This is a genomic window from Paraburkholderia sp. XV (assembly GCF_020177535.1).
GTDB lineage: Bacteria > Pseudomonadota > Gammaproteobacteria > Burkholderiales > Burkholderiaceae > Paraburkholderia > Paraburkholderia caribensis.
The window spans coordinates 39,578-65,489 of the sequence record NZ_JAGUUD010000007.1; the positions used below are offsets into that span (position 1 = coordinate 39,578).

Consider the following 25,912-nt stretch of genomic DNA (forward strand, 5'->3'; position numbering starts at 1 on the left):
AGCCGATTGAATCCTGCACCGTCAAAATCGAAACCCGGTCGGCCTGCTCTGTTGAAAGCTGGCAATTCTATTCAAAGAAGCCCCCAATTATTTAGGCGGTAACTGCCCGATAATGGCGGCTGCCGTGGGACGTAGCCGCAACGTGGTGTTCTTCATGCATCGGTGGGCTTCCCCGCAGCCGGTCCCAAAGATGTCAGTTTCGTAATCTCCCGGCAAAGGTGCGGTAATCCTGCCCGACCCAGAATGCTACCGCCTCGCGCGAAAGGCTTTTCGCACTTGCCGGAGGACGCGCGGCACACGATTCGATTGCGTCTAACCTTGGCTCGGCTGCACCCGTGGAGGAGGCGAGCCTCAGAATGGAAAGCTTCATTTAAATGTCGAGAGAACGCGAACCGTCCGGTAGCCGAGCACGGACGAACTTTGCCCCGTTAGGCCTCGCCGCAATCTGTGCGGTCGTGGTTGCATCAGGCGTTATCTATTCCGGGGTATATAACGTTTCCGCTGCATCGGGGCACAACCCGGTCGTTGCCTGGGTGTTGCATGCGACGTACGAACAGTCACTGCACCGGCACGCGGTCGGGGCTGTCGTACCGGCAGACTTGATGGACGACTCGAACATCAGAGCTGGGGCTGAACTATATCGTTCGACCTGTGCTCAATGTCATGGAGCGCCCGGTGAGACGCTCAGCCCGGTCGGACAGGGAATCTTGCCACTGGCACCCAAGCTTCTCAGCGCGACTCGCCGAAACAATCCTCCCATCATGTTCTGGGTGATCAAGAACGGAGTGAAGATGACAGCGATGCCGGCGTTCGGAAAGACTTGGGACGACAAACAAATCTGGCAGATGACGGCGTTTCTGAACAAGGGCCGAGGCATTTCCGTCAAAGACTATGCGGCGCTTTCGGCGGGCGCTGGTGCGGCGAAATAGGGCGAGCTTGGCGCGGCGGGCGATTACGTAGCACAGGCAGCAGTGTTGTCTTACCGACCACCGCCGGGTGTGCGTTCTGCAGAACGGGGTTACATGGAACCTGAAAATTTGTCTCTAACGCTGCCACAGCGAAGCAGCGTCACTGAGGTCTTCCTGGCGTTTCTGAAGTTAGGCCTTACCAGTTTCGGTGGGCCGGTCGCACACATTGGCTACTTTCGTCGGGAGTTTGTTGAACGTCGCAGATGGTTAAGCGAAGTGACGTTTATCGACCTCCTGGGGCTCTGCCAGTTCCTTCCAGGTCCTGCAAGTAGCCAGCTTGGATTCTCTATCGGACTGGTCAGGTCTGGCTGGTTCGGGGCTGCGGCAGCATGGGTGGGATTTACGTTTCCATCTGTTCTGCTCATGCTTGCGTTCGCTATCTTGGCGCCCGACCTAGGGGGACCGTGGGGGCAAGGCCTTACCCATGGCCTGAAGCTGGTTGCTGTGGTCATCGTTAGCCAGGCTGTATGGGACATGGCACGAACGCTATGTTCAGATCACCGCCGGGCCGCCATAGCGCTCGTAGCGATGGTTATCGTCGGCGTTCTGACGACCGTTTATGCCCAACTTCTAGTGATTACGATTGGCGCGATCCTCGGATTGCTCATTTGCCGTGACCCTGTTCTGGAAGTAGTACGCGGGAACCTCGAACTGCGTGTGACTGTAAGTACACGCTCGGTCGGTTTGCTGGCGCTAACGGTTTTCGGCATTCTTTTTGTCTGCGCAGCCACACTCAACGTTGGGCAGCACGCTCTTGCTGCACGGATCTTCACTATCTTCTATCGCTCGGGTGCGCTTGTTTTCGGAGGCGGTCATGTTGTGCTGCCACTGTTGCAGCAGCGGACGGTCGCGACGGGGTGGGTGCCCGCAAACGAATTTTTAGCGGGATATGGTGCCGCGCAGATGATGCCTGGTCCGCTCTTTTCATTCGCGGGCTATCTCGGGTGGATTATGGGCGGCGTTAAGGGGCATTTGGGCGGGGCCTTGCTGGCTACTGTCGCCATTTTCCTTCCGGGCCTACTTCTCGTTGTCGCCGCCTTGCCTTTCTGGCAGCAATTGCGAAGGAGGCCCTCAATAGGCGCGATGCTTGCCGGTGTGAATGCGTCCGTCGTGGCACTTCTGGCGACGGCGCTTTATTCGCCGATCTGGACGAGCGCGGTCGCCACAGGAACCGATTTTGCAATTGCTTCGGTGGGTTTTGTGCTTATGATCCGCTGGAGGCTAGCACCGATTTACATTGTCGTCGGTTGTGCATGCGCTGGTATGCTTGAGTCGGTTTGCCGATAGCGGCGGCACGCTCATACTATGTCGTAAGATTCGAGCTGTGCCCCTTCAATGAATAGGTACGACTCTCGATTGTTTCAGCCGTGATTATGCACAGACACGCGAGCGCTTCATGGAAGTTACAAGCAAAGCGCGAGCTCTAACCGATCGCGTTCTTCACGCACTCAAAGGCCCTAATGGTGAGGAGCTATCGACTGACGCGGCATGGTTCGGTCCGAAGTCAGCGCGCAACTCAACGAGGCGGTAACTTGGATTAACGATGATGCTACGCAGAAGAACGCGGCGCTTGTCAAAAAGGAGGCGGCAGGTCTGCATCCCTCGACGACCAGACACGATCGCTGTGGACGACGCAGTAGCGACTTCTGGTTGTGCAGGGCGGACAATCGAGAGCGGCTTCCGGTTCGCAGTCCGCATGCGCGTTAAGTGTGCATATGCACGAAAACCTATACGAAGGTCTGGTTTCGGTTTTCCGCAACCATGGATACGATGACTCGAAGGCTGTATTGAATTCATAGAGCAAACAGAAACGAACTGATCAGGTCATCAAGTGACGAAGAAACCAGTGATATCAATCGTCGACGATGACGAATCGATTCGTATCGCGACCGCGAGCCTTGTTCGGTCGCTTGGATATTCGGCGAGGAGTTTTGCATCTGCAGAAGCGTTTCTCAACTCAGATGCGGCTAAGCGATCATGTTGCGTCATCTCTGACGTGCGAATGCCCAACATGAGTGGCCTCGAAATGGTTCGCCGTCTAAGGGCGCTTCCGTGCATGTTACCTGTGATCTTTGTAACGGGCCGAGACCCGGATGAAGTTCACCACACGGTGCTTTTGCTGGGAAACGCAACGACCTTGAGTAAACCACTCGTAGGGGATCGGTTGTCCGCCGCACTCGATACCGTCTTAGGTGCCTAACGAGTCCATCTGCGTCGGCGCAGCGGTGTGTGCTTTTGCCCACGTACAATCCGCCGCTGGGCGATCTGTCATGATCCGCCTGAACTAATTGCCGCTAGCAGTGACTTAATCTGCCCGGAAACGTCCGTTATAAGCGATTCGAAATGCAGTGAGTTGTCAGCGAACTGGACTCGCTCCATATCGAGATCTACGGTATTGCCGTCGAGCGCGGGTTGAACCGGTGTTCTGTACAGTAATGGGCCATAGTCGTCCGCCGAACCGCCCGTCGCTACAAGCTTGACGTGGCCCTGAATATGTCCCTGCTGTGTCACCGTCATACCGCCGCTGGCCTCGATAGTCGCAGTTGAAACAACAGGCAATGCAGCTTGGTTCGACGTGCTTGGTGAAGCAAACCGACTCTTCTCCTGCAGTGCATGGGCCAACGCGAAAGAAAAGTCGACGTCCCGAGCCTGGTAGCGAGGAGTGTCGGAATTGGCGAGGTTCGATGACAGCAATTCCTGCCTGTACGCACGGACATCGAGCGCCTGTTTGTCGAACTCGAACGCGGCATCGATCTTGTCTAACACGGTGAGCCTCTGAGCCTGAGAAGACCTGCTACGCGACACGCGTGGAACGAAAAGGAGCGGGCTGTCCTATCGTTGTCGCCTAAGCTGGTGAGCGAAGCAGGGAAAGGACGACATGGCACGAAAAGCAGTTTCCTTACAACGGGGTTTGCATGATGTCAGTGTAGGCGCTCACGAGCTTGTTTCGGATCTGCAACGATTCCTGAAACTTTATACCTGCTTTTGCACCGTCGATAACTGCATCGTTCAGTGAGACGTTGGGTGCTCCGAGCTGGAACGCCTGCATTTCACCGCGTGAGGCCGCCTGGCTTGCACTTATCTTGGCGAGCGATTGCTGTAAGAGCGTTGCGAAGTCAAGAGACCCGCTGGCTGCTGGATCCGGTTGCACGGGAGCTAACGTTGCTGGACCGGCCGCTTCCGCCGCAAGGTTTCGCAGTTGCTGCAAGGCTGATACAAACGGATTGATCTGCACCATACAGAATTTTCCACAAAGCATTAATCGGCGTCGGTGAAGCGCTAGATATCGCGGTGCACCGAGCGCCGCCGGACCTGTCAAGCATCAGAGGAAGGTGGCGGGTTTTCCAGCATTTTCGGCGAGCGAACATGAAGCCATCCGAGCAATTTGATTACAACTTTGTCATTTTTGCCGATTGTGTCCCGGCGATGCTTGCTCGCTTTGTCGTTCGGGTATGCTACGAAAACAGCCTTATGTGATCAAAAGAAGCTGGTGCTGCCGGTGTGTCGATTGGTTAGGTGGTCGGCGTTCAGCGTATGTCGAAAACTTTGGTTCGGTTCGGACACGATGTGCGCCTAAGGCCGATCGTACAGGTGCACGCTCGATTGATAGCGCCTGGCATCCGCTATATGGTCCGAACCGATCCATCAATCGGCCGATGTGCCGTTCTCAGGCAGGGCGAAGCCCGTTACATTCGAAGTTCCTGTCTGTTCGTAGTTATGACGAACGGCGTAGATCCTTTTGTTGCGTGCAATCGTTCTTTCGCTTGGGGGGTAGTCGTTGCGGGCAGATGGGAGCAGTCCTTGAGCCTCTGCCTGAATCAGCTCCTGCTCCACCTGTTCCCGCGTGACATAGGTGGTTTGGGCAAAGGCATGACCTGCGAAGCCGACGGCAAATGCAGCTAACATTAATTTGGCAGAGTACTTCATGGTTCTTTCCTTCGCGTAATTTTCGCGGCCTTTAGTGACGATGTTTCGGATTTGACCGGCACGCGTGAAGTCTCGTTGGTGCGACACCGGAATCGAGCGTTCCGTTGTTATTGGGCGTTGGCGGTGCTTTGACCGGGATTCCGGGTAGCGGAGACGGCTGCCGAGTGCGGCGAGTTGTGTTGGTCCAGCGCGGCAACTTTGACTTCTGCGTCCTGAATTGACTGCGGGTAGCTGAAGTCTTCGGCGACCGGCCGATATCCGACAGACTCTAACTTGGCAAGCTCGGATTGCACTTGCGCCCGAGTTGGTTCCCCGCTTTGGGGCTGGGCGAAGCAGACGAGCGGCGATAACAGTGTCGCGATTAAAAGGGCGGAGATTTGCTTTTTCATGGTCACTATCCTCACAGTTGCGGCGAACATATGATCGAGATCACAATTGAATCTTCTTGGATGCACCGATTTGCTCAGGTGTTGGGGGCTATTTTGTGCGCCACCGACTGTCGACAATCTGTCGCGTTGATTACAATTTTGATAACTACAAGAAAGGAGCAGCATGCAGAGGCGTCCAGACGGACGAGTGCGCAAAGAAAATTTTCAGATGGATCACCGGTGCCACCGGTATGGCGCGGAGTCTGGAGCGGTGTGTGTGAATCTAACGGCGATGAAGTCTCGGGACGGACCAGAAAATTCTTGACCGTCGCCGACAGAAAGGCAGCGATTGTAGCCTCGCGAACGGTCCGTGTCCTCGGCCCGTCGCTCGCGTAATCGTGCTAGAGCGTGTTAGGAACTTCTGAGTACCGGTACCGCGTGAACGAGCATAAGCATCGCGAAGACAACGAAATGAAGGCCGGCAAGGGTTTCGGGTAGCCGTTCATAGTCTCGCGCGAGGCGGCGGAATCGGTTGAGCCAGCCAAAGCTTCGCTCGACCACCCATCGCCGGGGAAGCAGTACAAAGCCCTTTTTTTTGCTTCCTGCAGCTTGATCACCTGCAATTCAACGCCTTCATCGCGCGCGGCCTGTGCAGCTTCTTCACCCGTGATTTCCTGAACCTGACGCGCAAGCTCTGCCACCTGTGCGCGCTCCTGTTCATTGGCCGGTGTCACGTGCACCGCCAGCAACTGCCCCAGGGTATCCACCGCGATGTGGACCTTGCTGCCGCGTTTGCGCTTATAACCGTCGTAGCCCGCGCGCGGTCCGCTCTCGCAGGTTGACTGCAACGTACGGCCATCCAGGATAACGGCGGTGGGTTGTCCTTGCCGCCCTTGCGCCACGCGTATTACCGAGCGCAGGTCGCAAACCATGTTCTCAAAGCAGCCCGCCTGTAACCAGCGTTGGGTCTGCTGGTACACCAGTTCCCACGGCGGAAAGTCATTGGGCAGCATCCGCCAGGGCGCGCCGGCCCGCGCAATCCAGCGTAACGCATTGAACATGTCGCGCAGCTCATATTTGCGCTGTGGCGCGCCGACGTCCATCAGCGTCAGATAGGGTGCCGCAAAGCTCCACTCTTCGTCGGATAGATCACTCGGGTAGCCTTTGCGGTTTGCTCTTTTCATACCGCCAGGATACCAGGTCCAACATAAAGTACCTAACACGCTCTAACGGATCGGTTTTTCGGATGCACCGGAACCTTCGGGGCGGTACGGAGGAGAGTGGACGACGGGAATTAAACAGAGCAAGCGCACCAGTCGGATTCTACGGTACAGTTGTCTCATCTGCCGCCACGGTTGAGGATTCCACACGAAACTCAAGGTGCGGCGCTAATTCGGTCCTGGTCGAGATCGGGTAAGGCCGCCTTAACGAAACATGCGTGCGGCTGATGAGTCGGTTTTTGCCGTCAGCTGTCGGCAGGCGTCACAACGGGAAACAGGAGTACGAAGCGCGTGCTGCGCGCGTCGCTTTCCGCGTAGACCCGACCGTCGTGAAGTTCCATGATAGTTCGGACGATGGCTAGACCCAGACCGGAAGAGCCGCTAGCGCTAGCGGGCCCACCGCGAGACGGGTCTCCCCGGTAGAATCGGTCAAAAACGCGTTCGAGCATTTGCGGTGCGATGGGGTCTCCTTCGTTCTCGACACAAATACGCATCCAATCGGCATCGGGATTGGCAGATAGCACAATGGTTCCTTGTCGCGGCGTATATCTCACGGCATTCGCGAGCAAATTGCTTACCGCACGTCGAAACAGTTCTGCGTCTGCTGTCACAAATCCGTTGCCTTCAATAACGATGCGCACGCCAGCGTCGTCGGCAAGTCCCTCAAAATACTCCGCGATACGTCGCAATTCCCCGATCGCATCAAAGTCCCGCATGTGACGCGCAAATCGAGGATGTTCAGCGCGGGCGAGGAAAAGCACATTCTCGATCATGCGAGACAGGCGGTCGCATTCTTCAAGATTCGAACCGAGCAGAGCCTGATATTCCTCGGCCGAACGAGCACGTGCGAGCGCGACTTCAGTTGCCCCCCGCATGTTGGCGAGAGGTGTGCGCATATCGTGCGCAAGGTCCGCGGTGAACTGGGAAAGATGCTGGAAGCTCCTTTCTAGTCCCGCTAACATCCCGTTAATTGACGCGACAAGCGGGTTAAGTTCGCGCGGCAGTCGATCAACCGCAATTCTGATGTGTAGCTTGTCGGAGGTAACTGCGGACGCGCTCCTTGCCATCTCGCGCACGGGTGTAAGTACTCGCTGAACCAGGTAGAAGGCCACAAAAAAAGCCGTAAGGATGCCTATACCGCCTGCCCACTGAAGCCTGTCCCGATAATGATCAAGGAGGAGCCAGCGGTCCCGCATATTCCGCACGATTTCAATTTTTGCAATCGTTCCGTTTTTCAGTCGCGCGTCAACGGCGAGCATTCGATACGGCTGGTGCTTCTGCTGCTTTAGCGAGACTATGGCGTTCTCGGTAATTTGGGCGTCTGCCGGTACGGTATGGCCTGGAAGAGAGAGGCTGGAAACATTGTGGTCGACGTTGTGCTGCACGAGCAGATTGCCCGCCGAATCAAGAACCCTCAAAGAAAGCGCCACATTGCCAAGAACCTGACTCTCGATACGCTCGCGATATTGTTGAATTTCGGCAAAATCTCGCAGTTCGTCGGCAAGTCGGCGAGTGTGGCGTGCCGCTAGGACGATGTCCATGTCGTCCTGCACGCCCACCTGTCGCTCCAATGCATAATAAACGAAGCTTCCGACCAAGCCGAATACAGCGAGCGTCGTAGTCGCAAAGGCGAGCGCAAGGGTGGCTGTTAACGAACGCGGGCGCATCAGTTCCGCTCGACGGAATCGATCATATATCCAACACCGCGTACGGTGTGCACAAGCTTCGCTTCAAAACCGTCGTCGATCTTTGCACGCAGCCGCCGGATGGCGACTTCGACCACGTTTGTATCGCTGTCAAAGTTCATGTCCCAAACATAAGATGCGATTTGCGTACGACTCAGGACCTCGCCTTGCCTGCGGGCGAGCAATTGCAGAAGTGCGAATTCTCGTGGGGTAAGGTCGATGCGGCGCCCGCCACGTCGTACCCGGCGCCGGGTGACGTCTACTTCGAGGTCACCAAGGGAAATCAGATCAGTCTCCCTCGGGGGGCCGCGCCTAGCGAGCGATCGGACGCGAGCTAGAAGCTCGACGAACGCGAAGGGCTTGACGAGGTAATCGTCGGCCCCCAATTCAAGGCCCCGGACTCGGTCTGCGACGTCGTCGCGCGCAGTCAGAAATAGAACGGGCGTCGACTTAAACACTCGTAGGCTGCGGATGACGGTCCAGCCATCCATTGACGGGAGCATTACGTCGAGTACGATGACGTCGTAGTCATCTTCCTTTGCCAAAATAAGGCCTTCCGCTCCATCGCCGACCACGTCGACGAGATAGCCTGCCTCCTCAAGCCCTTTCTTGATGTACGCGCTGGCCTTTAGCTCATCTTCGACAACCAATATACGCATTAGAATTCTCTGCAATAACAAGTATCCACGAGTCCGATTCTACGCGTATCGAGCCTCTACTGAATTACAATTTGGTCATCTTAGTTCGGCCGTCGCAAATCATGTCGTCGCGGTCGCGAGCGGCTTCTGGCAAGCTCGACAAAGACTGATTATTTCCAAAGCGTGGCAGTTAGCGTTCCATTCCAGCATGTAGCATTGACAGGTGCGCCGCCGTGGTACGGGTGCGTCTGAACATCAGGCGCATCGAGTCTTGTGACCGTGAGATCCGCACAGAAAAAAAGCCCGGCTATAGCCGGGCTTAAGGACAGTCGCTATCACGCAACTGTCTGCGTGGGCGGAAAATACTGATGATCTATGAGATTGGTTTATCAATATGCGCCTGTTGCGCAGGTATCGCTACGCTGTTGCGATAGTTGTGACGAGCCGTTACTCATGGAACTCCATTGCCGCGTGTTGAGTTCAAGACAATGCCCGCCTAAGCGTCGACCCGCTGCAAGAACTCGACCAGAAACTCTGTTTTTCTCGCTTGAGCAGAGATCGAAGATTGCTCGCGACTACCGCACAACTCGCGATTGTGTGCCTGCTTGCCGCTCCGTCTGAAGCCTCCAGCTTATGGGGCAGAGCTTATAGTTTCCTTAGTCAGTTAGGCGAGTATAGAAACGCGAGCCGCAGTGCGATATCGCGGGAAGCTGTGGATTCAGCCGAACGTCGCTCCATACGGACCAGTTGGAACTGAAGCACGGAAAAGAGACGAATGAAGATATAACGGTAAATCAATGCTAGAAGTCACCGCGGAACGCTTCGCACCGAGCACAGTGCCAGGTGCGAAGCGTGCCACCGGCCGATCAGGTGTTAGAAAAGGTGCCGCATCGCGACGCGACTGACGAACTGATTGCCGTTTGAGGACGGGGCATCTGCGCCGGTAACGTATGCCTGGTCAAACGGAGCCGCAACGGCGCTACTGCCGAACGCGTGTTGGTACATTCCCTGAACGTAGACGTCCGTGCGGGATGAAAGAGCATAATCAGCCATGAAGCCGAACTGATGCCATTTCGGCGTCGAATTACCCGCGTTGCTGTCAAAGTGCGCGACGGTGTAGTTATACATCGCACCTGCAAACATGTTCTTCGTGAACTGGTACTTGAAGTTCAACTCGAAGTTGTCGAACTTGAGCGAACTTGCCGTGTTCGCGAAGTTGCCGACGTATACCGAGCCGGTCGCATTGTTTAGATCGGTATGCGAGTAGACGAAGCCAACTGTTGCTGCTTCGAGAAAGGTGTAGTTAATCCCTGCCCCCCAGACTCGTTCACGGCCAGCAAAGAAATTGGTGTCGTCAGTCGCGAGAGAGCCACTTTGCGTTGCACCGGGGTTGTTAATCTGCATATAGGCTGCAGCCGCCGAGAACGGCCCCGTGACGTACTGGGCCCCCAAGCTGTAAGACCGGTTATTCGAAAATCCGCCAGCCTGATTGCTAAAGCCGTACAGGCCGCCGAAGGTGAAGCCGCCATAGTTGTTGCTCGTGTACTTCACCGAATTGTTCAGACGAAACGAGTTATCAGTGTTGTCATTGTCATACGGGTGAGAAAGCAAATAGCCTGCCCAGTTACCGTTGGCGGTAAGCGGTGCAAGGAAGTCGACAACAGAATCGTACTGTCGGCCCAACGTGAGGGTACCGTATGTGCCCGAACCCAAGCCGACATAAGCCTGACGGCCGAACATTCGGCCGCCCTGTCCAAGTTTGCCGCTGTTCACGTCAAAGCCGTTCTCGAGCTGGAACAATGCCTTCAGACCACCGCCGAGGTCTTCGCTTCCTTTAACTCCCCACCGGCTACCCTGTGCATACCCGCTTGCCAACTCCTGATTCGAATGGCCGCCTACGTTATTCGTGTAGTCAAACCCTTCATCGATCAGTCCATACAGCGTTACGGTAGACTGCGCAAAAGAGGACAGCGGAAAGGCGAGCCCGAGTGCGCTAAAAATTACGCCGGGAAGAAGGTTTTTTTTCATTTATGGGTCCGTTGAGTGGTCTTGATGAACATGCACTTTCACTAAACCGTTCTAGACGACGGCGTGCATGGCGACGGACTGTAAGGGACAAAAAATTGTTGCAAGCATAAAAAACTGTTTTTCAGGAGGCACGTTGCGTCTGCGTGACATGCCCGCGCTCGAGATAGTGGCGACGCGCTTGCCGATACCTTATCTTGGTGCAGTCGGAGTTCTCATGTCTGCATGTTGAGATGAAAGGCTTGCGCAAGCGATAGTGGCGAGATTGCAGCGCTGATTGCGGAATGGCCGGGCATATCGTAGATCGGACATCCTAGTAGCGCTCGCGGCGATACCTCGGCTCGTATTCTGGTTCCTAGTTGATTTTGACGAATCCCTCGCACGACCCCGATATCAACGTTGCATGAATCGGTGCGTCCTGCCGATGCTCGCGTCAGCGGGTTGGATGCGCGGTCGCAACGCGGGGATCTTTTGGATGCAGCACATACGTCATCGCCTGATCCCATACTTGATAAAGGTGTAAGGCGAGACGGACGTTCAAAGAGTCTGAGTAATCAGCGATCGTTGTCGTCCAGACGGCTCATCGCCGACTTCCTTACTGACAGCGAAGTCGATGAACGTGCGTACCATGTGGCTTGCATAGCGTTGACTGGCATATAACATCCAAACGGTTCGTTCGCTGCCCTCGAGCTCGAATCCGTCCAGAACGGTCGTTAGCTTCCCGGTTCTTAGATGATCCTGGACAAACATGGACGGAAGTCTCGCGATACCCAAGCCGTCTAATGAGGCGCGAAGGATCGCGCTTGCATTCTGAGCGGCAATAAAAGGGACAAGAGTGACTCTGATGTCGCCAGAAGAATCCTTGAAGGTCCAATAGCGCATAAGCGACTCAGCATCCAGAAGAATGTCGTGCTCCGAAAGCTGCCTAGGCGAATCGGGAACTCCTCGACGTGCAAGATAGGATGGCGAAGCAACGATTACATCCCACGTTCGACCGATCGACCGGCAGATCAATGAGGAGTCTCGTAGCTTGCGTTCGATCATGATGCAGACCTCAAAGTCCTCGGGCACAATTTGAGAAGCCGTCTCATAAACAGTCAAATCGAATCCGACCAAAGGGTTTGATAGCCGAAAATCTGATATTAGCGACGGTAGAGCCGTTGACGCGAAGAACGCCGGGACGGCCAGCTTTAGTCGCCCCGCCGCCGAGCGCGACTCTGCGCGTACCCTGTTTTCCATCTGCTCGAGCTGTTGAAGAAGATCGGCACAGCCTTCGAGATAGTTATGGCCCGCTGGCGTTAGCGACACGTGCCGCGTGGTTCTATTAATGAGCCGAAGGTTGAGATGCCTCTCAAGATTGGTAAGACCGCGAGTCACCGCGGAATTCGAGATGCCAAGCTGCCGGGCAGCGTCGCCGAAATTCAGACACTGTGCAACCTTGGAAAAAATGCGCATGGATTCGAGTTGATTCATGTCGGCCAGAGATTCGCGGGTCCCGCTAGCATGAGGGTGCGCAAGTGACGGGACACGAACGATTTCATTACAAAGTCGTTATCTGTTGGCGATGTATCGATTCTATGGAAGCACTCGCAGTGCGATGGGGCGTGTTGGTGATGAACATGCAACGACACTGGACGAGGGACGTTAGTTATAGAACAAGGCAATGGATTAAAGATAACGAGTTTGTAATGGAACTGACTGTGTTGTGCAAGCGCTAATCTGTACGCTTTCGAGTTCTCAGCTGCAGTCTTCGTGTTGTGTCGCTGCCGACGCGTTTGCTTCCGTTACCGATATCACATTCTCATGAACCAGCTTTCCTCAATTCGAATGTTTGCGGCGGTTGCTCAATGTCTGAGCTTTGCAGAGGCAGCAAGACAGCTTGGAGTGTCGAATTCGGTAGTCACTCGAGGAGTTGCGCTGCTTGAGACTCACCTCAGTGTTCGTCTTGTCAACCGCACGACTAGACACGTTTCGATGACACCAGCGGGAAAGCAGTACCTCTCATACGCGCTCGATTTGATAAAGCTTCTGGATTCAATGGACGAGTGTGTTGCCGATGTTTCCCGATTGCCCGCTGGCACGCTTCGGATTTCTGCATCCGCGCCGTTTGCATCGACCGACCTCCCACATCTACTCGCCAAATACAGAAGCCTCCAGCCACGTATAGACTTCGAACTTTCCGTCTTCGAGAACCCGTCTGAAGTGGACCCGACGGCGTTCGACGTTTGCTTCAATGCGTCGAGACGACTCCACGATTCATCGTTAGTCTGCAAACCGATTGCACGAACGTGTGACGTGATCGTTGCGAGTCCAGGGTATCTTGCACAACACCCGGCACCTCGAACGCTCGAAGATTTCGAGTTTCATGACGTACTTCTAGCTTCTGATACCCCAAGTCGGTACTGGGAATTTCGGGACGGGAACGGAACTCAGCGTGTTGCTGTGAAGCCGGTCATGAATCTCCAGAGCACGATGGTGTTGAAAAGAGCGGTATGTAGCGATCTCGGCATCGCCAGGCTTCCGAAGTCGGTCGTTGCCGAGGAGCTTTCTAGCGGGATCCTACGCCCTCTAATGAACGAGGTCGAGCTTTTGGAAGATCAGTGGACCGTCTGGCTCTTGTATGCTGGTCAGCCACATATGTCCCTCGCTCTGCGGACATTCATTGACTTTGCAGCGGACCATTATCGGGCCACGCAGGTGACGAGAGAGAAGGTCGCAGAGGGCGTGTATTCGTATTCGGTGCCCCAAGACGCTGGACAGCGGAAACTGCTGTGGAGTGCATTGTGATGCCCCGTCCTGATATGGTCTCCACAGGATAAAAGGAAATCTTACGGATGCAATTTACGTAGCCTAGGTGTTGAGCCTCGGGGGTGGTCAGAAACATCACATGACATTACGAGCCGATGCAACGTGCGACTCGCGACGAGTGAGTCTAGACCACCATTGCGTTCAGCGGTAGGGAACCAGCCGTAATATACGGCAACATTGTCTTACGCGGTTTAACTGCGTAGTCAGCCACGGCGGTGACGAACGTTGTCCACGGAAAAGGCAAGTAATGCATCCGCGTGGGCCGTGGTTCGAGCCGCCTCCTTACCGCGCTTTGATTTCTTCGTTTCCGCCCAGCCGAGAGCGCCATAGCGACAACATAGGGAGAATTCTCGTTACAGTGCACGACGCGTAAAAACGTGCGATGCAAGAGAGTGCCGGCACCAGGGAAGCGCTAACGAAATGACTGAAGCAACACGCTGATATTGCCTCGTGGCCGTCTTAGTTCTTCGATCTGTGCAGAAAAACTGAATTTCTGCGAATCGGGTGATAGGCAGCTAAAAACATAGCTAGCATTCACGTCGCCTCGTTTCGCACGGAATGAGGCCTCGCGGGACATGTCGCATCGCAGTTTAATGGGGCGAGGGCGGCAAACGATGTCGAAGTACGCACACCGCTCCGGCAGCGCGTGCCCACTTCCTCCAGTACCAGGCCGCGACCACATGGAACCCGATAATTTTCGGAGAATGATTTGATGAAAAAGACACTGTTTGCGCTTTGCGCCGCTTGCACAATTATAGGGACAGCGCACGCACAGAGTAGCGTCACCTTATATGGATTGATCGACGCAGGGATCACTTATACCAATAACCAGCATGGCCAGAAAAACGTTCAGGCGACCAGCGGCGACGTGAACGGCTCGCGTTGGGGTGTCAAGGGCGGTGAGGATCTGGGCGGTGGATTGAGAGCCATTTTCACTTTGGAAAACGGTTTCAATATCCAGAACGGCCAACTGGGTCAGGGTGGCCGGATGTTCGGTCGACAAGCCTTCGTCGGGCTGTCCGATAACAAATATGGTACGGTCACCCTCGGTCGCCAATACGACTCCGTCGTCGACTACCTCGGGCCGTTGGCTTTGACGGGAACGCAGTACGGCGGTACTCATTTTGCGCATCCCTACGACAACGACAATCTTGATAATTCGTTCCGGGTGAGCAATTCGGTCAAGTACCAGAGCCTGGATTACGCAGGTCTGAAATTCGGGGGACTCTACGGATTCTCCAATCAAGCAGGTGGCTTTTCGTCCAACCGTGCTTACAGCGTCGGTCTGTCGTACAACTATGGTCCGCTGAACGCCGCAGCTGGTTATCTGCAGCTCAATAACGCAGGTTCGACGTTCTCCGGGGGAGCAGTTAGCGATGACGCAACGTTCTCCGCGAGCGTACAACGGACGTTCGGCGGCGGTCTTAACTACGCGTTTGGGCCTGCTGTTGCAGGTCTTGTAATTACGCAGACAAACCTGACAGCTCCCACGGGCATTGGGGCATATGCTTCCGGGACGAGTAAAGGTGTCGCACTTAGCGGTGGTAATGCGCGGTTCACCAACTATGAGGTGAATGGCCGTTACAACGTGACCCCGGTATTGGCGCTCATTGGTGCCTACACATTCACTGATGCTCGCCTCGCAGGCGTGAGTCCGAAATACAATCAGGTTAGCTTGCGTACCGATTATTCGCTATCCAAGCGAACAGACGTTTACCTTGAAGGGGTATATCAACATGTCGGTGGAACCGGCAACTCCGGCATCACAGCTGACATTACGGGACTTTCTGCATCGTCGACGAACAGCCAAGTGGCAGCGACCATTGGCTTAAGAACGCGCTTTTAATCGAGAATCTTAGCGAAGCTTGCCATCAGTTTGAAGTTGGCAACTTCGTTATTGGGCCCCGACCCGCGAGTGTCAACGGCTGCGCCTGGCTAAAGGCCTCGTGCTTGAGCGGTCTCGCGGGCCAGTCGCCGGTTGGCGCTGCGGATCGCGATGGTGCATACGCGGGCGGGCGCGCACGCTGATGAGCACTGGTTGAATTGCACCGCGCTCAATACAAAGCTTCGCGCCTAGCATGTGATGTCGCGCGGCGGTAATGTTTTGCGCACGGATTCGGTAGGTATCCACGAAGCCTATGTTAATCCCGTCTTTGCTGCGGCGGCCGGTCGACGCATGTCATCAATGGTCTAATTGCCGCGTCTTGGTTTTAAGCGTTGCATCTGCCCACGCCGGCGCATCGTTAAGAGAAAAGTCGTCTCCTTTTAAATCGGTTACCGCCGCCACAAATTAACGATTTAACCCGGTCATGGGCGTTATGCTTATTCAGGCAGATCTCCGTCACGGTTACTCCGCCCAACATCAGTTAGTGTCGGAAGCCATCCGGCAATCAAACTCCCGCGGGAGAGCGTCAACGCGGTGCAGCGATCGTGGCGATCGGCGCTTTCACGCGATCGCTGTGACGAGGGGAGTTGTTCGGATTCTTGCATCACCGTGATGCCTTTACATCGCTTGGGATCAGGAAAGTCTTCCGACAACCTGAACCCATTGACAGCAGTTCTATTAGAGGGTCACGAATCTTCGATGGCGTTCGCGAACGGCTCGGAATATCGATAGTTTCAGTAGCGCGAAGCGCATTGGAGTCGGTCACAAGACGGTGTCTTTGTCTTTAAACGTCAGAAAAGAGCGCTTCGCGTCGAGCGAACCGAATCCGGGCTAGCGTCATGGCACATCGGTTTGATGGCGGCCGTGGAACGAGAGACGCGTAAGGATGGCATGAGATTAGCTGGAAAACTGGAACGTTTGAAGCATTTTCATGCCGAGTATGCTGGCGACAAACGAACCTTTCGTCGTTACTTCGCGCAATGCGCTACTTCCGCTTTCCAGACCTGCGGTGCTTATTGACTTGCCGAACAGGGTTGGTTTCGATAGCAGGCAGTACCCTGGCGAATTTTTATATGCGTTGGATAACAACATTGTAATCAGCCAGTAACTGCAGGGTTAGCTCTTCTTCCTAGAACTGTTGCGTGGAGTTAGCCACAACTCTTCTCAAGGAGCGATACGATGAAATTTCCCTTTTTGGTCGCCGTCACGGTACTCGGCTTGATCTCCGGTGCTAACGCATTCGCACAAGCTTCCCCGGATGGACTTACGCGAGCTCAGGTTCATGCGCAATTGCTTGACGCTGAGGCTGATGGGTTGCTTCCCGTTCCAAAGAACGACTATCCGCCTTCCGCTCAAACCATCGCACGCAATAAGGAGTTGTATGCAACCGATAACTTGATGGTGCACAAATCTGTCCATGCAGATTCGGGTCGCAGGGGTAACGGTAGTCCCTGCTGAGGGGCACGGCGTTACCGCCGAAGCCAGTGGTAGCTGCACTCCGTCGCGGCGAGCCGCGACGGGTGGCGAGCCAGCGCTCGCGCACCATGTCTCTGTACGCTGCATGAACGCTGCGCCAGGCAGCCACACGCGAATCTCCGCTTTTCCTTGCAGGTAGCTCGAGGGCGTGATGACCACCCCGCACCGGTACGCTTACAGCCGTGCCGGCGCGTGGCAGGCGTTCAGTCAACTTCTGTCCGCGACGGGCAATCACGCCCGCTGCGGCAGCATGCACACTCCAGCCTCGTCGCGCTGCGTACTTCACCGCACCGATGGTCGACGTATAGGCCGGGTCAATCAGAATCAGTTCGACACCTGCCCGGAAGCACTTCGCTTCAAGCAGCAGCCGGTATTTTGCGTAGAGCCGCCCCGAGAGCGTCCGCGCTCCTTTCGGGCTGAGCTGCGCCATCGTCCTCTTTTTCGCTGCGAAATCGAGATCCTCTGCGACGACGGGCTTCAGTTCAACCCTCGCCCACGCCACCGCCGCCGACAGCGCATCGGAGAGCACGGCCTCACGCTGGCCCGAGGTGGCATCTTCACGGAGCAAGCAAAATCGCTTCGTGCGCAGCAGGTTCCCAAACGGGTCGGTCTCGGTGACGGCCAGGTGGTCGACGTTGAAATCCAGTCCAACCGCGCCGTGCTGCACGTCCAGCGTGACCCTTCGGGCGGGAGCGTGATCGAACGACACAAAGGCGCGCCAGTGACGCCCGTCCCAGTGCAGACGCCAGGTCAGGGCGATATTCGCGTCCAGTGCCTCGTTTAGCGCCACACGGTCGTGATTGAATGTCACGTCGCAGACGATGAGGTATTTGCGCTCGCATTTCTTACGCAGGCAGTCCGGCACCCGCACCTTGAGCTGGTAATGATCGTCGTCAAGTTTGCGCAGCTGGCACAGCTGGTTACCCGCCGTCTCGTCCTTCGAGCCGACGAAGAAGACCTGATGTGAGCGGCTGTCCTGCTAGGCGCCCAGCCACGCATCATGCCAGTGCGAGGCGATGCTGCTGGCCGAACAGCTTGCGAGTGCCAAAGCAGATGCCTTGCACATTGGCCGCGAGCCGACGCTCGACCCTGGCCCTGACGCGCCTGCAGGCGCGTCAGGGCCAGCCCGTTGCGATGGGTGGTGTGGCGAAGCTTCGCTTCGCGTGGCGGGCGCATGCGCAGCCGGTCAGCGTCAATATCAGCGAGGCGCGCCTGTCGCGTATCGAGCTGGCGCTGCTGGCGGCGTATTGCCTTGAGCAGTTCCTTGCGTTCCGTGTCCAGCAGCTCACGCGTGCCATCGAGTAGCCCCTGCAGGTCGATCGCTATCGCGTTGCACATCCGGGCGGAAATGCCGTGTTCGCGGCAGAACGCCGTCTTGTGCGACTTCGCCTTGCCGCCGTTCGCTGCGATGCGCGCGTACAGCTTGCGTTTCATCGTGCCGTCGTAAAGTGCGGCCATCGCGTCGAGCGTCTGGATGTCGCGGGACGGCAGGCAGAGCCGTGTTTGCGTGGTCGACTGCATCAGACGGCCAGCGCCCGCAGGTTCTTGCGGCGGCGCGAACCGTACAGGCGGGACGAAAAGACCGTCAGGATTTCGACGAGGTCTTCGGTGAGCTGCTGTTCGCGACTGGCATCCGGGGTGGCATCCAGAACTCCGACTTCGACGCGAAAGAATTCGCAAATGCGAAATAGCAGCTCGCTGCCAAAGCGCAACAGCCGGTCTTTCGTCACCAGCACAAGCCGGGCGACGCGTCCACGAAGGATTTCCTGCAATAATCGCTGCAGCCCCTTCTTGCGGTAATTCAACCCGCTGCCCAGGTCGGAAATGACTTCGATATCAGCAAAGCCAGCCTCAATACAGTGCTTCAGCAGCCGCGAGGCCTGCGTCTAGAAACACGGGCGTAACAGATCGTCTTTCCGGTTGCAGCAGGCTCACCACCGGCTACGCTCTGCACGGCATCATGCTGGTAGCGCCGATGCCCGCCGACAGTCCGGCAAGTCGGCAACAACAGCCCTTGCCGATGCCAGCGCCGCAATGTGCCAACCGCAACACCCAGCTGTGCTGCTGTTTCACCAATCGATAACAGTCGCATGAGATATCCCCCGTGATATCTCATAAAGCAAACCGTTTTTAAACGCGGTGATCAGGTTTGTGCGGACTCGACAGTTACTGCTGGAAACCCGCGTATCCGTTGGCAGTTTGATGCTGAATTAAAAGCGAATCGGCCGAAGGCAACACATACGGCAAGATATATGCACGCCGATGCTCCCGAGATATTGGTTGACCATGCAAATGGATCGCGTGGAGAGCGCACCACTGAACCGCTCGCCGCCGACGGTCGAGATCTTCCGAGACGCCATGTGCTCATCGAACGGGGAGGGCAGTCCCGGCGATATCTGGACGGTAGCTGACGCAGAATCCACATATGGTGTTCGTGATAGCGCCAGGTCGACATGACGCAAATCCCTGGTGTTGGGCGTCCTGTTGTCGGACAGATCCTCATGCATGTCGGGACAGGACCGCCGCCATATCAGCAGGCAGGGATGCGTCCAATCTGACCTACGTGAACGCCCAGTCAATTTCGACGATTCGACCCCTAGTGCGAGCGGTCACCTATAGGTTGCTTTGTGCGCTGGCCGCGCTGCCGCAACACCTAGGAGGCGTGGGCGGCCTAACGCAAAGGGGCGTTGACTTTTTGGTAAATTCGGGGTATGGTAAATGTATATACATTTATTGGCACTCGTTCGGCTACCGCAAAGGCCAACTGCAAATCGTATGTTCACCGATTGCTACTGCACTCAGTTCAGACGTTCTGCAAACGCTTTGACTAGCGTTTATGACGAAGCGTTGAGGCCCATTGGCCTCAAAATCACCCAATTTTCTCTGCTTCGCGCTCTTGAGAGGCTCGGTTCTGCGACGTTCAGCGAGGTAGCAACAGAGGCGGCTCTGGACAGAACTACGATCTCACGTAACCTGAATATTCTGATAAGTGCGGGGTGGGTGGAAGTTACTCCGGATACAGATGCGCGCTATAAACTCGCAAGCCTGAGCAAAGAGGGTGTGAAAAAACTGCGAAGCGCCGAACCCTATTGGCGAGTCGCGCAGGCGAAAGTCGAGGCCGAAGTGCAGCGGTTCATGAGGGGCCCGGCAAATACGCGTCTGCTGGAGGCGCTGGAGTCTCTGCAGCAGGTCAGTCCCCGCTTTTAGCGTAAAGAAGGGTAAACACCCGTACGAAAGCTGATTTGCATTGGATAAGATGTATCTACATCTATACATCTTCGCTAAAATAGTTGTATCTACATCTTTTTATGTACCTTCATCGTCTGCTTTTCTAGCGGTCAGATACGTTTAAGTATTCGGGTCATTTTTGCACGGAGAGTTTCATGCCTACCTACGTAGTGTCTGCGGCCACGGGCCGTCTCACGAAAGAAATGAAGCAGAAAATCGCGCACGGTATTACCCGGTCACATAGTAATGCAACGGGGGCGCAGAGTTTTTTTGCTCAGGTCATCTTTCAGGAGATTCAGCAAGGGGATCACTTTCTCGGGGGGAGTCCGTTGAAGTCTGAACTGATCTTCATTCACGGCCACATTCGGGCCGGAAGGACTGCCGCGCAGAAGCGACAACTTCTCGAAGACATTTCCCAAGTAGTCGTTGAGGCTGCTGATACACAAGGCCGCTCCGTGTGGGTGTACGTATCTGATCTGCTTCCCTCGCAGATGGTCGAATATGGCAAGGTCTTGCCGGAGCCGGGAGCTGAAGCGCAATGGCTTGAGTCGATGTCCGAAGAGGACCGTCGTTATCTGCTGGGAATCTAGTGCGTAATCTACATAAGTGAATGGGCGAATCGGAGGGGGCGTGAGTACATCGATATACACCGAACAACCATCGAAAGGGATGAGACGCGAGGAACGAAAGATCGTGTTCGCGTCTTCGCTAGGCGCTGTTTTCGAATGGTACGACTTCTACTTGTACGGGTCGTTGGCCGCTATTGTTGGGAAGCAGTTCTTCTCCGGCGTCAATGAGACGGCATCGTTTATCTTTGCGTTATTGGCTTTTGCAGCGGGATTTGCCGTCCGACCATTTGGGGCGCTGGTATTTGGTAGATTGGGGGACCTTGTTGGACGAAAATATACGTTCTTGATCACCATCTTGTTGATGGGGGCATCGACGTTTATTGTTGGCATCCTGCCAAGCTACGCGACGATTGGTATCACAGCGCCTATCGCGTTGATTGTACTTCGCTTGATTCAAGGGCTTGCGCTCGGAGGGGAATATGGCGGTGCTGCCACATATGTCGCCGAGCACGCACCCGCTGGTAAGCGGGGTGCATTTACGTCGTGGATTCAGACGACTGCGACACTTGGGTTTTTCCTTTCTCTCTTGGTCGTATTGGGCGTAAGGCTGACGTTGGGCGAATCGAGCTTTGCCGACTGGGGGTGGCGAATTCCGTTCATCTTCTCAATAGTTCTGGTTTCCATGTCGGTCTGGATTCGGCTCAGTCTTCATGAGTCACCGGTATTCCTAAAGATGAAGGCTGAGAATGCGACCTCCAAAGCCCCGATTAAGGAAGCTTTCGGACAATGGTCGAATGTCAGGCTCGTTCTGATCGCGCTTTTCGGTCTGGTAGCAGGGCAGTCTGTAATCTGGTATGCGGGTCAATTCTACGCTCTGTTTTTTCTGACCCAGACGTTGAAGGTGGAGTCAGTTACGGCGAACCTGCTGGTTGCAGGTGCTTTGGTTATCGGCACACCCTTGATTGTCCTGTTCGGATCGCTTTCGGATCGAATCGGGCGGCGGCCGGTCATGCTCACCGGATTCCTGCTTGCGGTGCTTCTCTATTTTCCGCTATTCCATGGTTTGGCACGCTATGCAAATCCTGCTCTCGCCGAGGCGCAGCAGCGCGCGCCCGTGGTCGTGGTTGCGGATCCGGCGACATGTTCGTTTCAATTTAATCCGGTTGGCACGTCTGAGTTTGTGAACTCCTGTGATATCGCCAAGTCCTTCCTTGCCAAGGCGTCCGTTAGCTACAAGAATCAAGCTGCACCAGCAGGTACCGTCGCTTCTGTGCGAGTCGGCGATCAAGTTATTTCAAGCTTCGAAGGGGCGACCCTGAGTCCGGTCGAGCGCAAGGCGAAGCTTAAGGAGTTTAATGGAGCGCTAGGCAGGCAGATAAGCGCGGTGGGATATCCGACCAGAGCCGATCTGAGTCAGATCAACTATCCAATGGTTATGTTGATGCTAACAGGCTTGGTGTTTCTCGTCGCCATGGTGTACGGTCCGATCGCAGCAACATTGGTCGAGCTTTTTCCGACGCGGATCCGATACACCGCGATGTCTCTGCCGTATCACATCGGCAATGGCTGGTTTGGAGGTTTCCTGCCAACGACTGCGTTTGCGCTTGTCGCCGCTACCGGGAACATCTACGCAGGCATCTGGTATCCAGTGTCGATCGCAGCGGTCTCATTCGTCGTCGGTCTGCTATTTCTCCCAGAAACGAAAAGTCGCAATATTGAAGCATAAAGGGAAAGGGCGGCCGGGTTTGGCGGAATATGCCTCGCTACGCTTGGGTTGCCTGAGTACCAGTATGGGATCAGGTATACGTGCTTTTCTCAATCTTGAGGGCCGTAATGAACCGTCCTGAATAGCGGACAGATACTCTCTCGTCGCATCCCCCGCAGCCAGGCCGCGAGGGATGCGACAACGTGCGGTGTAATCCGCGTTGTGTGCGTTGGTAGAGTAAGGCGGTCGTTGAGGTTTCGACCTCGCGGTATTAGGGATTGGCACCCGAAGTGCGCCAATCTTCTTTCAGCTCAATTTGAATACGCTATCGATCTCGACCGCGATACCCATGGGAAGGGTATACACGCCGATCGCGGTTCGAGCCGGCAGCGGTTGGCCTTCAAAGACACTAGACAAAACATCGCAAGCACCATTGGCGACTGCCGGATGCTGTTCGAAGTCGCTTGTCGTTCGCGAATACACGGTGAGCCGGATGCAGCGGCTTATCTTTCCGAGACCAATCGCTTCATCGAGGCATGCAAGTGTCATTAGCATGGTTTGTCGAGCTGCGAAAGCCGCCTGCTCGACATCAATCGAGTCGCCGACTATCCCTTTAATTAGCTTTCCATCCAAAAAGCCGGCCATCCCGGATACGTAGATCAGTCCGTCCGCTTGGCTCACATTTGCATAGGCTCCAAACGGTTTGACTGCGTTAGGAAGTGTGAGATTCGCTTTCCTAAGTCTTGATTCGATGAGTTGATCCATAGTGTCTTGAGAATGGTTTCGTTAGTATGCAATGAAGTTGTGGCGTGCGTGAAGGTCGCACCTTTTACCTTATATGCAACATTTATAAGAAGTCAAGAATTAAGAGATGGGCTCTGGATGTTTCGCATTTCTACGCTTCATACAATCGATAGAACTGAGAAAGCATTTGCTTAGGATTTTTGTGTGGGGTAGGGTGTAGGGGTTCGAACATGCTGTGCGGAAGAGATCGCATTTTGGCGACGCCGACGGAGCAACCGCCCCGGAAACTCTCAGGCAAAAAGGACTGCACAACGCGAACATCTGGAGAGTGATGCCTAGCGCATCCACCGAAGGGGAACTTCTCTGATATAGGGGAAGTGAAGCTCTCAGGTACATGGACAGATGGGGCCTGGACGCCAGTTTTCTGGCGAACACTAAACCATCTGGATATATGACCATGCCGAAAGTCGCTGTGATCGGTGCCGGTATCACCGGCGTCACGACTGCCTACGCCCTCGCCACGCGGGGATTCAACGTTACCGTTTTTGACCGTCATCGTTACGCGGCCATGGAAACATCGTTCGCGAACGGGGGGCAGCTGTCCGCGAGTAACGCTGAAGTCTGGAACAGTAGTGCTACGGTGCTAAAGGGGCTTAAGTGGATGCTCACGAAGGAGGCTCCATTGCTTCTAAATCCGTCGCCTTCGTACCATAAGTATTCGTGGATGGCCGAATTCCTGAAGCAGATCCCGCGTTACGAAGCGAACACTGTGGAGACGGTGCGCATCGCACTACAAGCGCGAGAACACCTGTTCGAGATCGCGAAGAAAGAGAATATTTCTTTCGATCTCGAGCGGCGTGGGATTCTGCACTTCTATGCGGATCGAAAGGGCTTTGACGCGGCGTCCAAGGTAAATAGGCTCCTGCAAGCGGGAGGATTAGACCGTGAAGCCGTATCGGCAAGTGAGATACGCAAAATCGAACCAACTCTACACGGCGATTTTTATGGTGGTTTCTACACACCGTCGGACTCGACCGGAGACATACACAAGTTCACGAGAGGTCTTGCAGACGCGTGTGAACGCCACGGCGTCCGATTCCGGTTCGACTCAAATGTGCAGAATATCACTCCTCTATCCGCGGGAGGCCTTCGGGTTGTGTCAGCGACCCCCGATCAAGAGCAGGTCGATGAGTTCGACCAAATTGTGATCTGCGCAGGTGTGGGGAGCCGTGGATTCGCGGCGATACTGGGTGACCATGTCAATGTTTATCCGGTGAAGGGGTACTCAATTTCGGTCTATCTTGATGACGAGGAGAGCAGGGCTGCAGCGCCTTGGGTAAGCCTTCTGGATGATGCAGCAAAGATTGTGACTAGCCGCTTGGGGGCCGATCGCTTTCGGATCGCTGGGACGGCCGAGATCAATGGCGTAAATCGTGACATCCGTGCTGACCGAGTCGCCCCACTCATCGCGTGGGCGCGAAAGCATTTCCCTGAGATGTCGACTTCCCGAGTCGTGCCATGGGCCGGCTTACGGCCGATGCTGCCCAACATGTTGCCGCGTGTAGGACGAGGCAAGATTCCGGGTGTCTTTTACAATACAGGTCATGGACATTTGGGGTGGACGCTTTCAGCCGCAACTGCGTATACCGTGGCTTCTCTCATGAGCCCAGTTATTCACGATGCCGCGCGCACGGCGACGAAAGTAGCTTGATCTGCTAAACCAAGGAGTATGAGATGTCAGAAATTCCTCAACGAGTGACGGCGACCTTAGAAGCAATTAAGCTCATTCGGGAACTGAGCAAGAGACACGGGAGGTTGATGTTTCATCAGTCGGGCGGTTGTTGTGACGGAAGTGCGCCGATGTGTTTGCAAGAAGGTGAGCTTATAGTCGGCGACTCAGACGTTCGTCTGGGAGAGATCGAGGGCGTGTCGTTTTATATGGGGAAAGCGCAGTACGAGTCGTGGAAGCATACCCAGGTCATCATCGACGCCATACCCGGGAACGGCGGAATGTTCTCCTTGGAGCGGGCGTCCGGTCTACGGTTCCTGACACGATCGCGGCTTTTCTCTGAGGCGGAACTCGAAGCACTCGGAATCGTCCGATAGCTGCAAGGGTCAGCGCCGGTTGAGGCATCCCAAACATCGGCGCTGACGGCTGTCTTTTACGCGGCTTTGTGAAGCGACATATGAAACGTGGCGTTCTCCCGACCACGGGGTCTTCGTGACATCGCTTTGATATCTGTTCTACGACCAATCACAGTGTGCGATTGCAGGTACTGTGGGCCGCTTTGCGGCGGTGCGGAGCAATGCGATCCTGCTCGCGCTGACGTCGTTCGATTGCCGCCGGGAGCGGCTCGATGAGAGTTTGCGTTCACCCTATTGATCAGGGCGACTTTCTGAGGGACGCGGAGCACAACGCGATGCTTGCAGCTAGTCCGTATTTGCTCTGACCATCAGCAGTAGGCGTTACTGTTGCTCCTCAGCAGCACTTTCAGGCGAAGGGATGCGATGGAGGGCGATGTTGTTTGGTAGTCTGGCAAGTCAGACACTTGCGGTTTGATTTGATGACGTACCGGCATACCGGCGCATGAATGCGAGTTATGCTTGGCTGCTGATGTTCTTTTAGGTTGTTGGCCGGAAATGCGTTACATCAATGTCGCCTCTTA

The 25,912-nt window shown here is 55.3% G+C and carries 23 protein-coding genes, 2 pseudogenes and 1 riboswitch; of the genes and pseudogenes, 14 read left to right on the plus strand and 11 right to left on the minus strand.

Going from position 1 to position 25,912, the window contains the following annotated elements:
- Positions 1-602 precede the first annotated feature (602 nt).
- From KFO72_RS05880 to KFO72_RS05895, 4 genes are all read left to right on the plus strand, one after another.
- Positions 603-929 (plus strand): c-type cytochrome, encoded by a 327-nt coding sequence (locus KFO72_RS05880; protein ID WP_225031628.1) that lies wholly within the window; start codon positions 603-605, stop codon positions 927-929.
- 93 nt (positions 930-1,022) lie between these two features.
- Positions 1,023-2,255 carry a chromate efflux transporter gene (chrA, locus tag KFO72_RS05885; RefSeq protein ID WP_224101206.1) on the plus strand — a complete coding sequence of 411 codons (1,233 nt, stop codon included), beginning with the start codon at positions 1,023-1,025 and terminating at the stop codon, positions 2,253-2,255.
- Positions 2,256-2,307: 52 nt separating this feature from the next.
- Positions 2,308-2,499, plus strand: a complete 192-nt coding sequence (locus tag KFO72_RS42425) for a DUF2817 domain-containing protein (RefSeq protein ID WP_224101231.1) — start codon at positions 2,308-2,310, stop codon at positions 2,497-2,499.
- A 315-nt stretch (positions 2,500-2,814) separates the two neighbouring features.
- Positions 2,815-3,168, plus strand: a complete 354-nt coding sequence (locus tag KFO72_RS05895) for a response regulator (RefSeq protein WP_224101230.1) — start codon at positions 2,815-2,817, stop codon at positions 3,166-3,168.
- Between the two features lie 68 nt (positions 3,169-3,236).
- Here KFO72_RS05895 and KFO72_RS05900 read toward each other — a convergent pair whose 3' ends face one another.
- The 9 genes and pseudogenes from KFO72_RS05900 to KFO72_RS05940 all read right to left on the minus strand — a co-directional run bounded on the left by KFO72_RS05900 (position 3,237) and on the right by KFO72_RS05940 (position 12,304).
- Positions 3,237-3,734 carry a flagellar basal body protein gene (locus KFO72_RS05900; protein WP_224101205.1) on the minus strand — a complete coding sequence of 166 codons (498 nt, stop codon included), beginning with the start codon at positions 3,732-3,734 and terminating at the stop codon, positions 3,237-3,239.
- A gap of 133 nt (positions 3,735-3,867) precedes the next feature.
- Positions 3,868-4,206 (minus strand): flagellar hook-basal body complex protein FliE, encoded by a 339-nt coding sequence (gene fliE, locus KFO72_RS05905; RefSeq protein ID WP_054922810.1) that lies wholly within the window; start codon positions 4,204-4,206, stop codon positions 3,868-3,870.
- 407 nt (positions 4,207-4,613) lie between these two features.
- Complete coding sequence (locus KFO72_RS05910) at positions 4,614-4,895, minus strand: DUF4148 domain-containing protein (protein WP_224101204.1); 282 nt, start codon at positions 4,893-4,895, stop codon at positions 4,614-4,616.
- A gap of 107 nt (positions 4,896-5,002) precedes the next feature.
- Complete coding sequence (locus tag KFO72_RS05915; RefSeq protein WP_224101203.1) at positions 5,003-5,284, minus strand: DUF4148 domain-containing protein; 282 nt, start codon at positions 5,282-5,284, stop codon at positions 5,003-5,005.
- Between the two features lie 390 nt (positions 5,285-5,674).
- Positions 5,675-6,447 (minus strand): annotated as a pseudogene (locus tag KFO72_RS05920) (IS5 family transposase).
- 281 nt (positions 6,448-6,728) lie between these two features.
- Entirely contained in the window at positions 6,729-8,150 is a 1,422-nt protein-coding gene (locus KFO72_RS05925; RefSeq protein ID WP_225031629.1) for a heavy metal sensor histidine kinase, read from the minus strand.
- Positions 8,150-8,827 carry a heavy metal response regulator transcription factor gene (locus KFO72_RS05930; RefSeq protein ID WP_224101201.1) on the minus strand — a complete coding sequence of 226 codons (678 nt, stop codon included), beginning with the start codon at positions 8,825-8,827 and terminating at the stop codon, positions 8,150-8,152. The genes KFO72_RS05925 and KFO72_RS05930 overlap by 1 nt, the downstream gene beginning before the upstream one ends.
- An 852-nt stretch (positions 8,828-9,679) precedes the next feature.
- Positions 9,680-10,834 (minus strand): porin, encoded by a 1,155-nt coding sequence (locus KFO72_RS05935; RefSeq protein WP_224101200.1) that lies wholly within the window; start codon positions 10,832-10,834, stop codon positions 9,680-9,682.
- Between the two features lie 534 nt (positions 10,835-11,368).
- Positions 11,369-12,304, minus strand: coding sequence for a LysR family transcriptional regulator (locus KFO72_RS05940; protein WP_225031631.1), 936 nt, complete (start codon positions 12,302-12,304; stop codon positions 11,369-11,371).
- A 330-nt stretch (positions 12,305-12,634) separates the two neighbouring features.
- Between KFO72_RS05940 and KFO72_RS05945 the strand changes: the two genes are divergently transcribed.
- From KFO72_RS05945 to KFO72_RS05965, 5 genes are all read left to right on the plus strand, one after another.
- Positions 12,635-13,618, plus strand: a complete 984-nt coding sequence (locus KFO72_RS05945; protein WP_224101198.1) for a LysR family transcriptional regulator — start codon at positions 12,635-12,637, stop codon at positions 13,616-13,618.
- A gap of 733 nt (positions 13,619-14,351) precedes the next feature.
- Positions 14,352-15,485, plus strand: coding sequence for a porin (locus KFO72_RS05950; protein WP_224101197.1), 1,134 nt, complete (start codon positions 14,352-14,354; stop codon positions 15,483-15,485).
- 1,218 nt (positions 15,486-16,703) lie between these two features.
- Positions 16,704-16,982, plus strand: coding sequence for a DUF4148 domain-containing protein (locus KFO72_RS05955; RefSeq protein ID WP_225031632.1), 279 nt, complete (start codon positions 16,704-16,706; stop codon positions 16,980-16,982).
- Positions 16,983-17,151: 169 nt separating this feature from the next.
- Positions 17,152-17,784, plus strand: a complete 633-nt coding sequence (locus KFO72_RS05960) for a hypothetical protein (RefSeq protein WP_224101195.1) — start codon at positions 17,152-17,154, stop codon at positions 17,782-17,784.
- A 269-nt stretch (positions 17,785-18,053) separates the two neighbouring features.
- On the plus strand, positions 18,054-18,305 hold the full coding sequence (locus KFO72_RS05965) for a hypothetical protein (RefSeq protein ID WP_224101194.1): 252 nt from the start codon (positions 18,054-18,056) through the stop codon (positions 18,303-18,305).
- A gap of 215 nt (positions 18,306-18,520) precedes the next feature.
- On the opposite strand, the pseudogene KFO72_RS42430 reads toward KFO72_RS05965, so the two are convergent.
- Positions 18,521-19,092, minus strand: a pseudogene (locus KFO72_RS42430) (IS607 family transposase).
- A 683-nt stretch (positions 19,093-19,775) separates the two neighbouring features.
- Here KFO72_RS42430 and KFO72_RS05980 point away from each other — a divergent pair.
- The 3 genes from KFO72_RS05980 to KFO72_RS05990 all read left to right on the plus strand — a co-directional run bounded on the left by KFO72_RS05980 (position 19,776) and on the right by KFO72_RS05990 (position 22,523).
- Positions 19,776-20,207 (plus strand): MarR family winged helix-turn-helix transcriptional regulator, encoded by a 432-nt coding sequence (locus KFO72_RS05980; protein WP_054922821.1) that lies wholly within the window; start codon positions 19,776-19,778, stop codon positions 20,205-20,207.
- Between the two features lie 176 nt (positions 20,208-20,383).
- Positions 20,384-20,818: a tautomerase family protein gene (locus KFO72_RS05985; protein ID WP_054922822.1), complete on the plus strand. Its 435-nt coding sequence runs from the start codon at positions 20,384-20,386 to the stop codon at positions 20,816-20,818.
- A 79-nt stretch (positions 20,819-20,897) separates the two neighbouring features.
- Positions 20,898-22,523 (plus strand): MFS transporter, encoded by a 1,626-nt coding sequence (locus KFO72_RS05990; protein WP_263627309.1) that lies wholly within the window; start codon positions 20,898-20,900, stop codon positions 22,521-22,523.
- Between the two features lie 285 nt (positions 22,524-22,808).
- On the opposite strand, the gene KFO72_RS05995 is transcribed toward KFO72_RS05990, so the two are convergent.
- Complete coding sequence (locus tag KFO72_RS05995; RefSeq protein ID WP_054922824.1) at positions 22,809-23,267, minus strand: RidA family protein; 459 nt, start codon at positions 23,265-23,267, stop codon at positions 22,809-22,811.
- Positions 23,268-23,474: 207 nt separating this feature from the next.
- Positions 23,475-23,563: riboswitch (glycine riboswitch) on the plus strand.
- A 140-nt stretch (positions 23,564-23,703) separates the two neighbouring features.
- Between KFO72_RS05995 and KFO72_RS06000 the strand changes: the two genes are divergently transcribed.
- Together KFO72_RS06000 and KFO72_RS06005 are read left to right on the plus strand one after the other, a co-directional pair.
- Positions 23,704-24,957: a D-amino acid dehydrogenase gene (locus KFO72_RS06000; protein WP_224101191.1), complete on the plus strand. Its 1,254-nt coding sequence runs from the start codon at positions 23,704-23,706 to the stop codon at positions 24,955-24,957.
- Between the two features lie 23 nt (positions 24,958-24,980).
- Positions 24,981-25,352, plus strand: coding sequence for a DUF779 domain-containing protein (locus KFO72_RS06005; protein WP_054922826.1), 372 nt, complete (start codon positions 24,981-24,983; stop codon positions 25,350-25,352).
- Positions 25,353-25,912: the final 560 nt, after the last annotated feature.

Bases quoted from the DNA above. Each gene is read 5' to 3' on its own strand.
- KFO72_RS05880 (WP_225031628.1), top strand. From the start codon at position 603: ATGGACGACTCGAACATCAGAGCTGGGGCTGAACTATATCGTTCGACC.
- chrA (WP_224101206.1), top strand. From the start codon at position 1,023: ATGGAACCTGAAAATTTGTCTCTAACGCTGCCACAGCGAAGCAGCGTC.
- fliE (WP_054922810.1), bottom strand. From the start codon at position 4,206: ATGGTGCAGATCAATCCGTTTGTATCAGCCTTGCAGCAACTGCGAAAC.
- KFO72_RS05910 (WP_224101204.1), bottom strand. From the start codon at position 4,895: ATGAAGTACTCTGCCAAATTAATGTTAGCTGCATTTGCCGTCGGCTTC.
- KFO72_RS05915 (WP_224101203.1), bottom strand. From the start codon at position 5,284: ATGAAAAAGCAAATCTCCGCCCTTTTAATCGCGACACTGTTATCGCCG.
- KFO72_RS05925 (WP_225031629.1), bottom strand. From the start codon at position 8,150: ATGCGCCCGCGTTCGTTAACAGCCACCCTTGCGCTCGCCTTTGCGACT.
- KFO72_RS05930 (WP_224101201.1), bottom strand. From the start codon at position 8,827: ATGCGTATATTGGTTGTCGAAGATGAGCTAAAGGCCAGCGCGTACATC.
- KFO72_RS05935 (WP_224101200.1), bottom strand. From the start codon at position 10,834: ATGAAAAAAAACCTTCTTCCCGGCGTAATTTTTAGCGCACTCGGGCTC.
- KFO72_RS05940 (WP_225031631.1), bottom strand. From the start codon at position 12,304: ATGAATCAACTCGAATCCATGCGCATTTTTTCCAAGGTTGCACAGTGT.
- KFO72_RS05945 (WP_224101198.1), top strand. From the start codon at position 12,635: ATGAACCAGCTTTCCTCAATTCGAATGTTTGCGGCGGTTGCTCAATGT.
- KFO72_RS05950 (WP_224101197.1), top strand. From the start codon at position 14,352: ATGAAAAAGACACTGTTTGCGCTTTGCGCCGCTTGCACAATTATAGGG.
- KFO72_RS05955 (WP_225031632.1), top strand. From the start codon at position 16,704: ATGAAATTTCCCTTTTTGGTCGCCGTCACGGTACTCGGCTTGATCTCC.
- KFO72_RS05960 (WP_224101195.1), top strand. From the start codon at position 17,152: ATGACCACCCCGCACCGGTACGCTTACAGCCGTGCCGGCGCGTGGCAG.
- KFO72_RS05965 (WP_224101194.1), top strand. From the start codon at position 18,054: ATGCCTTGCACATTGGCCGCGAGCCGACGCTCGACCCTGGCCCTGACG.
- KFO72_RS05980 (WP_054922821.1), top strand. From the start codon at position 19,776: ATGTTCACCGATTGCTACTGCACTCAGTTCAGACGTTCTGCAAACGCT.
- KFO72_RS05985 (WP_054922822.1), top strand. From the start codon at position 20,384: ATGCCTACCTACGTAGTGTCTGCGGCCACGGGCCGTCTCACGAAAGAA.
- KFO72_RS05990 (WP_263627309.1), top strand. From the start codon at position 20,898: ATGAGACGCGAGGAACGAAAGATCGTGTTCGCGTCTTCGCTAGGCGCT.
- KFO72_RS05995 (WP_054922824.1), bottom strand. From the start codon at position 23,267: ATGGATCAACTCATCGAATCAAGACTTAGGAAAGCGAATCTCACACTT.
- KFO72_RS06000 (WP_224101191.1), top strand. From the start codon at position 23,704: ATGCCGAAAGTCGCTGTGATCGGTGCCGGTATCACCGGCGTCACGACT.
- KFO72_RS06005 (WP_054922826.1), top strand. From the start codon at position 24,981: ATGTCAGAAATTCCTCAACGAGTGACGGCGACCTTAGAAGCAATTAAG.